Origin of the sequence: Vreelandella populi, assembly GCF_003989825.1 — a bacterium.
GTDB classification, from domain to species: domain Bacteria; phylum Pseudomonadota; class Gammaproteobacteria; order Pseudomonadales; family Halomonadaceae; genus Vreelandella; species Vreelandella populi.
On sequence record NZ_RZHE01000015.1, the window covers coordinates 275,034 to 287,199 of the forward strand.

Genomic DNA, 12,166 nt, shown 5'->3' on the forward strand with positions numbered 1-12,166 from the left:
TTGTCCTTATTGGGTTGATGCTAGCGTTGCAATAACCGTGGTGCACGCTCTTTTTAAAAAGCAATTTTAAACAGGCAGAGCTGTGCATATTTACTAGATAATAATCAGCACCAGGAGAGACCTGATGAATGAGTCTCGAGAATGGTCGTCGCAGTCGATTCAGGCCGAGATCAACGCTCTTAAACACAAGCCGGGCGCGTTGTTGCCGATTCTTCATGCCCTCCAGGACCGCTTCGGCTTTATTCCCTCGGATGCCGTCCCTCTTATCGCCGAGTCGCTGCAGCAGACCCGTGCCGAAGTGCATGGGGTCATCAGCTTCTATCATCACTTTCGAACCACGCCACCAGGTCGCCACGTAGTGCAGATTTGCCGTGCCGAGGCCTGTCAGGCGGTAGGCGCCCGCCAGCTGGAAGCCCACGCCAAGGCGCGTCTTGGGATTGACTACCATCAGACGACCAGCGACCGTGAAATCACACTGGAGGCGGTTTATTGCCTAGGCAACTGCGCCTGTGGGCCGTCCATCCGTGTGGACGACAGCGTGCGCGGGCGGGTAACCCCCGAGGCCTTCGATGCGCTGACAGATGAGCTGCAAACCCGGCCGCTGGAGGTAATGGGATGAGCATTCGCGTTTTTGTACCCCGCGATACTACAGCGCTGGCACTGGGCGCCGATGCCGTCGCCAACCGGCTGGCAAGAGAAGCCGCCGCTCGTGGCCATTCGATCACTCTGGTGCGTAACGGCTCCCGCGGGCTTGCCTGGCTAGAGCCACTGGTCGAGGTGGAAACTCCCATCGGCCGGTTTGCCTACGGTCCAGTTGCGCCTAACGATGTCACCACCCTGCTCGCCAGCGGCCTGCTGGAAGGCAGCGTTGCCCATCCGCTGGCGCTGGGGCTAACAGAGGAGATTGGCTACCTCGCTCGCCAGCAGCGCTTGACCTTTGCCCGCATCGGCATCACCGATCCGCTATCCATTGAAGACTACCGCGCCCATACCGGTTTCTACGGCCTTGAGGCCGCGCTACAACGCGAGCCCCAGGATATCGTTGAAGAGGTAAAAGCCTCCGGGCTGCGCGGGCGCGGCGGGGCGGCGTTCCCCACCGGTATCAAGTGGCAGACGGTGCTCGATACGCCCGCCGACCAGAAGTACATCGTGTGCAACGCCGATGAAGGCGACTCCGGCACCTTCGCCGACCGGCTAGTGATGGAGTGCGACCCCTACATGCTCATCGAGGGCATGGCGATTGCCGGGCTCGCAGTGAAAGCGACTCAGGGCTACATCTACCTGCGCTCGGAATACCCGCTGGCCAAAGAAATTCTTGACGAAGCAATTGCCCGCGCCGAACAGGCTGGCTACCTGGGCGACAATCTATGCGGTAGCGGCCGCGCCTTTCATCTTGAAGTGCGCCTGGGCGCTGGGGCGTATATCTGCGGTGAGGAAACATCGCTTCTCGAAAGCCTGGAAGGAAAGCGTGGCCTGGTGCGCTTTAAGCCACCGCTACCCGCCATTGAGGGCCTGTTTGGCCGCCCTACAGTGGTTAACAACGTGCTCTCGCTGGCCGCCGTGCCGTTTATTCTTGCCGAAGGTGCCGAGGCCTATGCCACCCACGGCATGGGCCGCTCCCGGGGCACGTTGGCGCTTCAGCTGGCGGGCAACGTCAAACGCGGCGGGCTAGTAGAGCTAGCCTTCGGCACTACTCTGCGCACCCTGATGGAAGAATTCGGCGGCGGCACGCTAAGCGGCAAACCGCTGCGCGCCGTACAGGTGGGCGGCCCGCTGGGTGCTTACCTACCGGAATCCCAGTGGGACCTGCCGCTGGATTACGAAGCCTTTGCCGCGGAAAGCGCGGTGCTGGGCCACGGTGGCGTAGTAATGTTTGACGAGAGCGTGGACATGGCCGAACAGGCGCGCTTCTCAATGGAATTCTGCAAGGTGGAGTCCTGCGGTAAATGTACGCCCTGTCGTATAGGCTCGACCCGTGGCGTGGAGGTGATTGACCGCATCCGCGCCAACCAAAACCGCGAGGCCAACCTCGCCCTGCTCCATGACCTCTGCGAAACGATGGTGGATGGCTCGCTCTGCGCCATGGGTGGCATGACCCCCTTCCCGGTGCAAAGCGCGCTCAAACACTTCCCCGATGATTTCCAGCGGGCAGCGAACGGAGACAGATCATGATCGGACACTTTGACCCCAAACAGCACGCCAAAAACGCCGCTCATGGCAAAGATCTTGGCACCCCCTTCCCGCCTCAGGCGCTCGGCACGGCCCTGGTGAATCTAGAAATTGACGGCGTCACCATCAGCGTGCCGGAAGGAACGTCAGTGCTACGTGCAGCGGCGCTGGCCGATATCAATATTCCCAAGCTGTGCGCCACAGACAGTCTGGAGCCTTTTGGCTCCTGTCGGCTGTGCGCGGTGCAGGTAGAGGGGCGGCGCGGGCTACCTGCCTCCTGCACCACGCCAGTGGCTGAAGGTATGAAGGTGACCACCCAGAACGAGCGGCTGGCCAAGCTGCGCCGCAACGTGATGGAGCTGTACATCTCCGACCATCCGTTGGACTGTTTGACCTGCCCGGCCAACGGCGACTGCGAGCTGCAGGATATGGCAGGCAGCGTAGGCCTTCGCGAAGTACGCTACGGCTTTGAGGGCGAGAACCATCTTGAAGCCGCCAAAGATGAATCCAACCCCTACTTCAGCTTTGACCCCAGCAAGTGCATCGTCTGTTCGCGCTGTGTGCGCGCCTGCGAGGAAGTGCAGGGCACCTTTGCCCTGACCATCGACGGCCGCGGGTTCGACTCCAAGGTGTCGGCGGGGCAGGACGAGGCGTTTATGGATTCGGACTGCGTCTCCTGTGGCGCCTGCGTTCAAGCCTGCCCCACGGCCACGCTAATGGAAAACAGCGTGATCGATCATGGCGTGCCGGATAGAAGCGTGGTGACCACCTGCGCCTATTGCGGCGTGGGCTGCTCGTTCGAGGCCCAGATGAAAGGCGATAAGCTCGTGCGCATGGTGCCCTACAAAGGCGGCGACGCCAACCATGGCCACTCCTGCGTGAAGGGGCGCTTTGCGTTTGGCTACGCCACTCATCCAGACCGCCTGACCACGCCGATGATCCGCGAGAGCATCGACCAGCCCTGGCGCGAGGCTAGCTGGGAAGAAGCCATCGGCTTTGCCGCCAGCCGCCTGAAAGCGATCCAGGCCGAGCACGGCCGCGAGAGCATCGGCGGCATCACCTCATCGCGCTGTACCAACGAAGAGACCTACCTGGTGCAGAAGTTGATCCGCGCGGCATTTGGCAACAACAACACCGACACCTGCGCTCGGGTCTGCCACTCGCCTACCGGCTATGGCCTGAAGACCACGCTAGGCGAATCTGCAGGTACCCAGACCTTTGATTCGGTGATGAAGGCTGACGCGATTATCGTGATTGGCGCTAATCCCACCGACGCCCACCCGGTATTCGGCTCGCTGATGCGTAAGCGTCTGCGCCAGGGAGCGAAGCTAATCGTCGCCGACCCGCGCTATATCGACCTGCTCAAGACGCCGCACTTGAGCGAGGCCCAGCACCTACCGCTTCGCCCCGGCACCAACGTGGCCTTAATCAACGCGCTTGGACATGTGGTGGTCACCGAAGGCTTGGAAGACAAGGCGTTTGTGACCAAACGCTGTGATACTGAGGCGTATCAGAGCTGGCGCGACTTTATCGCTGATCCGCGCCACTCCCCCGAGGCTAGCGAAATGATTACCGGGGTGCCCGCCGAGGCCGTGCGCCAAGCGGCACGCACCTACGCCACGGCTGGCAACGGCGCCATCTACTACGGCCTGGGCGTGACCGAGCACAGTCAGGGTTCCACCATGGTGATGGGGATCGCTAACTTGGCCTTGGCCACTGGCAATATTGGTCGCGAGGGCGTGGGCGTCAACCCGCTACGCGGCCAGAACAATGTGCAGGGCTCCTGTGACATGGGCTCCTTTCCCCACGAGCTTCCGGGGTATCAGCACGTCGCCGACCCAATAGCCCGTGGCCGTTTCGAGGCTGCCTGGGGTGTGACCCTGGACAACGAGCCGGGGCTGCGCATTCCCAACATGTTCGATGCCGCGATCGAAGGCAGCTTCAAGGCGCTCTACGTGCAGGGGGAGGATATCGCGCAATCCGACCCTAACACTCAGCACGTTGAGGCGGCGCTGCGCTCGCTGGACTGTCTGATCGTTCAGGATATTTTCCTCAACGAGACAGCCAAGTTCGCCCATGTGCTGCTACCGGGTTCCAGCTTTCTGGAGAAGGACGGCACCTTCACCAACGCCGAGCGGCGCATCAACCGGGTGCGCAAAGTCATGCCGGCGGTGGCTGGCAAACAGGATTGGGAAATCACTCAGGACCTCGCCAATGCGCTGGGCTACCCGATGCACTACACACACCCTTCTGAAATCATGGATGAGATCGCAACGCTTACGCCAAGCTTTACCGGGGTGAGCTACGCGAAGCTTGAGGAGTACGGCAGTCTGCAGTGGCCATGTAACGACGAGCACCCACAAGGCATGCCGACCATGCACGAGACCACCTTCCCAATCGGGCTGGGCCGTTTCGCGATTACCGAGTACGTGGCCACCGAAGAGCGCACCAACCGCCGCTTCCCGCTGCTGCTCACCACTGGGCGGATTCTCAGCCAGTACAATGTGGGTGCCCAGACCCGTCGTACCGATAACCAGCAGTGGCACAACGAAGATGTGCTGGAGCTGCACCCCAGTGATGCAGAGCTGCGCGGCGTTCATGACGGCGACTGGTTAGGTATTACCAGCCGCTCGGGCCAGACAGTGCTGCGCGCACGGCTAAGTGAGCGCATGCAGCCGGGGGTGGTCTACACTACTTTCCACCACCCTGGCAGTGGCGCTAATGTTATCACTACCGATAACTCGGATTGGGCCACCAACTGCCCCGAATACAAGGTTACCGCCGTGCAGGTAGAAAAAGTCAGCCAGCCCTCCGCTTGGCAGCAGCGCTTCAGCGCCTTCGATCAGGCCCAGAAGAAGCACTTGGCGAAGGCGCAGCAGGAGGCGCCATGAGCGTAGCGCGAGAACGCGACACTTTTCCTCAACCGACAGCCGCTCTGGCGCGCTTGCCGGTTGAGGTGCATAAAGGCACCAACGGCTGGGTTGCCGGTAGCCAAGAGGACACGCTTGCGATGGAAGTGCCGGTAGCGCTGGTCTACAACGGCATCTCCCATGCAGTAATGATGGCAAGCCCGGCAGACCTTGAAGACCTGGCGCTAGGCTTTAGTCTCACCGAGGGCATTATCGCGCACCCCCATGAGTGCTACGACCGGGAGGTGAAAGAAGAAAAGAACGGCCTGGCCGTTCATCTGAACATTGCCACCCAGCGCCTGATAGCCCTGAAGGAGCGCCGACGCAGCATGACCGGACGTACCGGCTGCGGGCTATGCGGCACCGAGGCGCTAGAGCAGGCCATTCGGCCGATCCCTACGGTAACCGCGCCGCCTCTTGATGATACGGCCATTCAATACGCCATAGGGGAGCTTGCCAACTACCAACCCTTAAAGGCAGCGACAGGAGCCGTGCATGGCGCTGCCTGGTGTGATTTGCAGGGCCACATTCAGCGGCTACGCGAGGATGTGGGCCGCCATAATGCGCTAGACAAGCTGATTGGCACACTAGCACGAGACGGCGTACCGCTTGAAAAGGGCTTTGTACTGGTTTCCAGTCGGGCCAGCTACGAAATGGTGCATAAGTGCGCAAGCGCCGGTATTGGCGCGCTGGTGGCCGTCTCGGCGGCAACGGCCCTGGCTGTCGAGCAGGCCCAAGCGGCAGGCCTGCTGCTGGCGGGTTTTGCACGCCCAGGCCGCCATTTGATCTACCACCGCCCCGCTAATGTTCAAGGTTGAGGAGAAATATAATGTCGACCAACAACGATGCCAACCTGATTCGCATGACCAATCAGATCGCCACCAACCTAGGCGGCGGCCGCGACGAGGAAACCGCCGCCGCGGCCGTCTGCCGCCACCTGGAAACTTTCTGGGCGAGGCCAATGAAACAGCGCCTCGTTGCCAACCTAGCGCTTGAGGGCATTGAGTTTTCACCATTGGCGCGGCGCGCTACCACCCTACTGGCTGCCAAGCTCTCAGAGCAACAAAGCATTACTCGCTAGAACGTAAAAAGGCTTACCAGTCGGCAAGCCTTTTTCTATCCACACTTTATTATATCTACGTTAGAACGCTTCCCGCTTACCGTGTGTAACATGCACTGAGGATGGCTTTATTAAACAGCCAAATTACCTATTTGGCCGCCCGCTTTCTATCGCTAACTAGCAGGCGACATCGCCGTTATCAAATTGATTTTGATCAACATTATCATCATTAATGCTGATTTTTTGGATAATAACGCGGTTAGACAGATTATAAATTCATTTTTATAACCTAGGTTAAGGCTATAGATGACCACAACGTTCACTGTGGTGATGTGGTGGCCAGGGATGGCCCGTTTTGGCTAGATGCCAACCACTCTTTTTGGCTGCCCTGACCTTTTTCCGCCTGGTCATGGCAGCCTTTTTATTTACGCCTGCTCAGCGATTTGCGGGCGCCGTTCGTCCAACATCCCTTTATCAAGAATAAAGCGGATGATCTCCTCAAGCCCCACCCCATCGTACAGGTTGGTAAATACGAACGGCCGCTCGCCACGCATCTTTTTCGAGTCCCGCTCCATCACCTCTAACGAAGCGTGTACCTGCTCGGCAATATCGATCTTGTTGATGATCAGCAGATCCGACTTGGTAATCCCTGGCCCGCCTTTACGCGGAATCTTGTCGCCAGCCGAGACGTCGATGACATAGAGCGTCAAATCGGAAAGCTCAGGACTGAAGGTGGCCGAGAGGTTATCGCCCCCGGATTCCACCAGCACCAGCTCCAGCTTGGGATGGCGCGCATGCAGCTCATCAATGGCCGCGAGATTCATCGACGCATCCTCTCGGATGGCTGTATGCGGGCAGCCACCGGTCTCAACGCCCAGGATACGGTCAGCCGCCAGGGCATCGTGCTTAAGCAGAAAATCGGCGTCTTCTCGGGTATAGATATCGTTGGTCACTACGGCAATATCGTAATGATCCCGCAGGGCCAGGCAGAGCTGCTTGAGTAGTGCCGTTTTACCGGAGCCGACCGGGCCTCCCACACCAACGCGTAAACAGTGAGTCATGGTAAATACCTCCTAACTTCTAAATAGTCGTGAATACTGGGTTTCGTGTAGGGCGCTGGCCAGGGCCAGCCCCGGCAAAACGGGGCCAAGGTCTTGATCGTCGAGTACTAATGCTTCATCCACCGCCGTCACCAGCGCCGGACGTAGCTGCTCAATCAAACGCTGAGCAGCGGTATGGCCAAGGGGAAGTGCTTTACAGGCCACCGCCAGCTGGTTTTCAAGCCATGCCCAACCAAACCCAAGTAGCGCCTGGCGGACAGGCACGCGCCGCGCATGAGCGGTAAAGGCAAAGAGCGTGACATAGCCTGGCTGGGTCGGTAGTAAGTCTTCATTGGGCAGCAAATCAAGGCTTCCCAGTAGACGCTTGAGTGAGGCGCCTAGACGGCTGTCTTCGGCAACCAGCTCGGCGGTTTCTCTTGTAGCGGTTAGCCACATATCCCACTGGGCTATCGCATCACGGTCAGCATGTTCAAAAGCACGGTACAGGCGGGCGATCAGCGGCAGTTCACAGCGAGTCAGGCCATCTTCCAAGACACCAGAAAGCCACGCTGCGAGGCTCGACTCGTCGTGCACCCAGCCAAGCTCAAAGGCGCTCTCAAGCCCTTGGGAGAAGGCAAAGGCGCCAATGGGTAGCGCAGGGCTGACTAACTGCATCAACCCCAGTAGCGCTAAATCCCCTTCCGCTGCATGCTCAGTGGGCATGGGAATGCTCATGCGAGTGGTCGTGGTCGTGGTCGTGGTCGTGGTCGTGGTCGTGAGCATGAGAATGGCTGTGCCCGTGTGAATGAACATGCCCACCGACCTGGTTATAGGCACCCGGTTCCGGGTCAAAGGTGTCGTTATGGTGCTCAAGCGTAGCGCCTAGCAGCACAGCAAGCTCCTCCAGCACATGGTCTGGCGGAAAGCGCACCCAGCCGCCTTTTTCATCTTCGCCTAGCGCCAGCTGCACGTGGCGATTGCCCAAATGGTAAGCAAGCCGCGCCAGAGGCAAGCCAGCACTTATTCGCGCGGTTACCACCGGTTCAATGGCGGCGCATACGCGAACCACTTCGCCACTTTCAGCTTTCAGGCCTTCACCGCTACGCAGTACCGGGCCACGGTCTAAAAACAGGCCCAGCGCCTGGCCGCTATCGCTTTCGGCCTTGAGCCGCCCACGAATGCGCAGTTCAAAGGGTAGCGTCAGCGTATCGGTGGCCGCGCTCTCCTCTACCGGGCCTAGACGTTCAATCAGTTTCAGCATGACTAGCTTCCTTTCGAAAATCGTATGGCTGTGCAGGGGGTAGGCTGTAGAGAGAGTCTTTTGCCATGCCGAAAATTGTTCCTTACATTTCCGGCATGGCAAAAGTAGCGTACAGGGATGTATTCACAACGCCCTCTCTTAGGCCTACCCCCAGCGCCTCCCAAATGGAATAGCCTCCATCAGAACAAGTGGTAGCGCTGGGCCAACGGTAGCTCGGTGGCGGGCTCGCAGGTTAAAAGTTCGCCGTCGCAGCGTACTTCGTAGGTTTGCGGGTCCACGGTCAGTTCTGGGCAGGCGTCGTTGAGCTTCATATCTTTTTTGCGTACGCCTCGCACGTTCTTGCACGCTACTAAGGTGCTTTGCAGGCCCAAGCGCTCTTTAATGCCCCCATCAATCGCCGCCTGGCTGACAAAGTTAAGTCGGGTTTGGCTGGCCGCACGGCCAAAGGCGCCAAACATATGGCGGTAGTGCACCGGCTGGGGGGTGGGGATCGAGGCGTTGGGATCGCCCATGGGCGCTGCCGCAATCATACCGCCTTTCAAAATCAGCGAGGGCTTCACACCAAAAAACGCGGGCTTCCAGAGCACCAGGTCTGCCAGCTTGCCCACCTCAATGGAGCCTACTTCATGGGCGATACCGTGCGTAATTGCCGGGTTGATGGTGTACTTGGCAATATAGCGCTTGGCGCGCAGGTTATCCGCGCCGAGTGCTTCGTCTTCCGGCAGCAGACCGCGCTGGGTTTTCATTTTATGCGCGGTTTGCCAGGTGCGGCAGACCACTTCGCCCACCCGGCCCATGGCTTGGGAGTCCGAGGCAATCATGGAGATCACGCCCAAGTCGTGCAGGATATCTTCAGCGGCGATGGTCTCGCGGCGTATGCGCGAATCGGCAAAGGCGACATCTTCCGGAATATTAGGGTCCAGGTGGTGGCAGACCATCAGCATATCCAAATGCTCGTCGATGGTGTTCACCGTGTAGGGCCGCGTGGGGTTGGTAGAAGAAGGCAGTACATACTCTTTGGAGCACGCGGTGAGGATATCCGGCGCGTGACCGCCACCCGCCCCTTCGGTGTGATAAGTGTGAATGCCACGCTCTTTAAATGCTGCCAGCGTATCCTCTACAAAGCCTGACTCGTTGAGCGTATCGGTGTGGATGGCAATCTGCACATCGTATTTTTCGGCAACGCTTAGGCAAGTATCAATCGAGGCAGGCGTCGTGCCCCAATCCTCGTGCAGCTTTAGGCCCATGGCGCCTGCGTCTAGCTGGGCTTCCAGCGCTTCCGGCAGGCTGGCGTTACCTTTGCCCAGCAGGCCAATGTTCATGGGCAGGTCGTCGACGGCCTGGAGCATTTTGCCGATATGCCAGGCACCGGGCGTACAGGTCGTGGCGTTAGAGCCGGTGGCAGGGCCAGTGCCGCCACCCAGCATGGTGGTCACGCCGCTCATTAGCGCCTCTTCTACCTGCTGGGGGCAGATAAAGTGAATATGCGCATCAATGCCGCCTGCAGTCAGGATCTTGCCTTCGCCTGAGATGATTTCGGTGCCGGGGCCAATCACAATATCTACATCAGGCTGTACGTCGGGGTTGCCCGCTTTACCAATGGCGGCAATGCGTCCACCTTGCAGGCCTACATCGGCTTTAACGATGCCCCACCAATCGAGGATCAAGGCGTTGGTAATCACGGTATCCATTACCGTGTCGTCATTGCGCTGGCTCTGGCCCATGCCGTCGCGGATGACCTTTCCGCCGCCGAATTTGACCTCATCACCATAGTGGGTGGCGTCTTTTTCAACTTCGATCCAAAGCTCGGTATCACCCAGGCGTACCCGGTCGCCTACCGTGGGGCCGTACATATCGGCATAGGCTTGCCGACTGATCTTATTCACCGGTTTCATTGTGTGTCTCCCTCCAGTGCGCCCATTACTTCGCCACGAAACCCGTAGATTTCGCGCTTGCCCACAAACGGGATCAATGTCACCTCGCGGGTCTGGCCGGGTTCAAAGCGGATGGCGGTGCCTGCGGCCACGTCAAGCCGGTAGCCCCGCGTCTTGGCGCGGTCGAACACCAACGCGGGGTTGGCTTCGGCAAAGTGGTAGTGAGAGCCCAACTGAATCGGCCGGTCGCCGGTGTTAGCGACTTCCACCATGATCCGTTCGCGGCCCACGCACAGTTCGATATCACCCTCTTTTAACTGATATTCACCGGGAATCATGTCAGCCTCCTGATTGCTGATAACTAGTTGATCGGCGTATGGACAGTGACAAGTTTGGTGCCGTCAGGAAAAGTGGCTTCAACCTGTACCTCATCGACCATTTCGGCCACCCCTTCCATCACGTCTTCGCGGGTGAGGATTTCACGGCCGTAACTCATCAAATCGGCAACACTTCGTCCATCGCGGGCGCCTTCCATAATTTCAAAACTGATCAGCGCGACGGCTTCTGGATAATTGAGCTTTAGACCACGCGCTTTGCGACGCTCGGCAAGCTGAGCGGCAGAAAACAGCAGTAGCTTGTCTTTATCTCTTGGGGTTAATTCCATGGGGCATGTCTCCAGTCGTGCATCCAAAAGATGCCAATTAGGTAAGCCAGATACGGGGCGTGTGCGCCTCGCGCTCAATCCAGCGCGGCCGCAGCAGTCGCCAAGCCTGTTCACAAAGCGCCCAGGCCTCATTGCGTGAATTGCCTAAATAGCGCAGCAGCAGGACACGGTGGCGTACCGTAACCGCCCAGCACGGGTTGTCAGGCAGCGCTTCACGCAAGGCATCAATGGCCTCAGGCGCATCGGCAATGCCTACTGCCCAAAGCGTCGCTTGTACCGACGCGCCTCCCTGGCCCCAGCGGCCCTTAAAGCGTGGGTGCAGCGGGTCCAGCGGCTGGCGCTCCAGCCACAGCGGCTGGTCATCCAGAGTCAAACTAAAGTGCTGCTCAATACGTCCGGACAAATAGGGTAACTGGCTTGCCGGACGGCCTAGTGCCATCACTTCCCAGCCTAAACAGCGGGCGTTGCCGTGCAGCGCGATATGGGTGCGCTGCTCGCCTTTAGAGCCATCAAACGCAATGGTTTCCTGGGGTAGCCACTCAAGCGTAGCGCCATCTTCCACCTCAAGCGCGGTGTGTTGCGACCAGGCAACGCCTTGGCTGTCGGCTTTATAAAGCTTATTCGCCGCTGGGGTGGTCAATAGGGCATGCGCGCCACGTTCAACGTGCGCCTTGATCGTCAGTGCATCGCCACTGACCAGCCCGCCGGGCGGGTGCAGCACATAAATATGGCACGCTTCATCACGGCCCTCAGGATAAAACGGGCGCTGTACCCGAAGCGGCCCGTGATGACGTGCCTGGATGAGCCGAGTGGCACCTTCGCGCCAGGCAAAGCGCAACGCGAGCTCGGCCGCCCAATGCCGTTTCTCATCAAAACGGTGGCCAGAGTCAGCAAGCGGTGTAGCGAGTTCGCACAAGGTCATGGGCAGCAGTCACATCCTTTTGAATAAGTCTTGCCATTCAAATGCAAGGAATGCGCCAAAATGGTGAAAAGCATGGAAGTCCCGCCTTGAGCGGACTGCCAGTACGGAGGACAAAAAGTACACCAGCGCAAAATGCACCAAAAAAATACGTAAAAAAAGCCCAATGCACCAAAATGGTAGCAACCATGAAAAGCTGCAAGAAAAGAGCGCTTGTTGTCACTGCTCAATCAGAATAGAAGCGCCCACTAGTAGGCGGACGCTTTGCTT

Annotated in this window: 12 protein-coding genes; 5 read left to right on the forward strand and 7 right to left on the reverse strand. The window is 59.0% G+C overall.

The features are described from left to right. Nucleotides 1–124: 124 nt before the first annotated feature. The 5 genes from ELY25_RS15895 to ELY25_RS15915 are packed head-to-tail and all read left to right on the forward strand — an operon-like array spanning nucleotide 125 to nucleotide 6,159. Entirely contained in the window at nucleotides 125–619 is a 495-nt protein-coding gene (locus ELY25_RS15895) for a formate dehydrogenase subunit gamma (protein ID WP_126952239.1), read from the forward strand. After that, nucleotides 616–2,172 carry a formate dehydrogenase beta subunit gene (locus tag ELY25_RS15900; RefSeq protein WP_126952240.1) on the forward strand — a complete coding sequence of 519 codons (1,557 nt, stop codon included), beginning with the start codon at nucleotides 616–618 and terminating at the stop codon, nucleotides 2,170–2,172. The genes ELY25_RS15895 and ELY25_RS15900 overlap by 4 nt, the downstream gene beginning before the upstream one ends. Beyond that, nucleotides 2,169–5,060 (forward strand): formate dehydrogenase subunit alpha, encoded by a 2,892-nt coding sequence (fdhF, locus tag ELY25_RS15905; RefSeq protein ID WP_126952241.1) that lies wholly within the window; start codon nucleotides 2,169–2,171, stop codon nucleotides 5,058–5,060. Before ELY25_RS15900 ends, fdhF begins: the two co-directional genes overlap by 4 nt. Beyond that, nucleotides 5,057–5,896, forward strand: coding sequence for a formate dehydrogenase accessory sulfurtransferase FdhD (gene fdhD / locus ELY25_RS15910; RefSeq protein WP_126952242.1), 840 nt, complete (start codon nucleotides 5,057–5,059; stop codon nucleotides 5,894–5,896). Before fdhF ends, fdhD begins: the two co-directional genes overlap by 4 nt. Before the next feature lie 11 nt (nucleotides 5,897–5,907). Then, complete coding sequence (locus ELY25_RS15915; protein ID WP_126952243.1) at nucleotides 5,908–6,159, forward strand: formate dehydrogenase subunit delta; 252 nt, start codon at nucleotides 5,908–5,910, stop codon at nucleotides 6,157–6,159. A 404-nt stretch (nucleotides 6,160–6,563) separates the two neighbouring features. On the opposite strand, the gene ureG is transcribed toward ELY25_RS15915, so the two are convergent. The 7 genes from ureG to ELY25_RS15950 all read right to left on the reverse strand — a co-directional run bounded on the left by ureG (nucleotide 6,564) and on the right by ELY25_RS15950 (nucleotide 11,899). Then, nucleotides 6,564–7,199: an urease accessory protein UreG gene (gene ureG / locus ELY25_RS15920; protein WP_126952244.1), complete on the reverse strand. Its 636-nt coding sequence runs from the start codon at nucleotides 7,197–7,199 to the stop codon at nucleotides 6,564–6,566. 12 nt (nucleotides 7,200–7,211) lie between these two features. Continuing rightward, nucleotides 7,212–7,901 carry an urease accessory protein UreF gene (locus ELY25_RS15925; protein WP_126952245.1) on the reverse strand — a complete coding sequence of 230 codons (690 nt, stop codon included), beginning with the start codon at nucleotides 7,899–7,901 and terminating at the stop codon, nucleotides 7,212–7,214. Next, a complete protein-coding gene (ureE, locus tag ELY25_RS15930) occupies nucleotides 7,891–8,439 on the reverse strand; it encodes an urease accessory protein UreE (RefSeq protein WP_126952246.1) in 549 nt (182 codons plus the stop codon). The genes ELY25_RS15925 and ureE overlap by 11 nt, the downstream gene beginning before the upstream one ends. 179 nt (nucleotides 8,440–8,618) lie before the next feature. Beyond that, on the reverse strand, nucleotides 8,619–10,334 hold the full coding sequence (ureC, locus tag ELY25_RS15935) for an urease subunit alpha (protein ID WP_126952247.1): 1,716 nt from the start codon (nucleotides 10,332–10,334) through the stop codon (nucleotides 8,619–8,621). Then, nucleotides 10,331–10,651 (reverse strand): urease subunit beta, encoded by a 321-nt coding sequence (locus ELY25_RS15940; protein ID WP_126952248.1) that lies wholly within the window; start codon nucleotides 10,649–10,651, stop codon nucleotides 10,331–10,333. The genes ureC and ELY25_RS15940 overlap by 4 nt, the downstream gene beginning before the upstream one ends. 23 nt (nucleotides 10,652–10,674) lie before the next feature. After that, nucleotides 10,675–10,977 (reverse strand): urease subunit gamma, encoded by a 303-nt coding sequence (locus tag ELY25_RS15945; RefSeq protein ID WP_126952249.1) that lies wholly within the window; start codon nucleotides 10,975–10,977, stop codon nucleotides 10,675–10,677. A 37-nt stretch (nucleotides 10,978–11,014) separates the two neighbouring features. After that, a complete protein-coding gene (locus ELY25_RS15950) occupies nucleotides 11,015–11,899 on the reverse strand; it encodes an urease accessory protein UreD (protein ID WP_126952250.1) in 885 nt (294 codons plus the stop codon). Nucleotides 11,900–12,166: the final 267 nt, after the last annotated feature.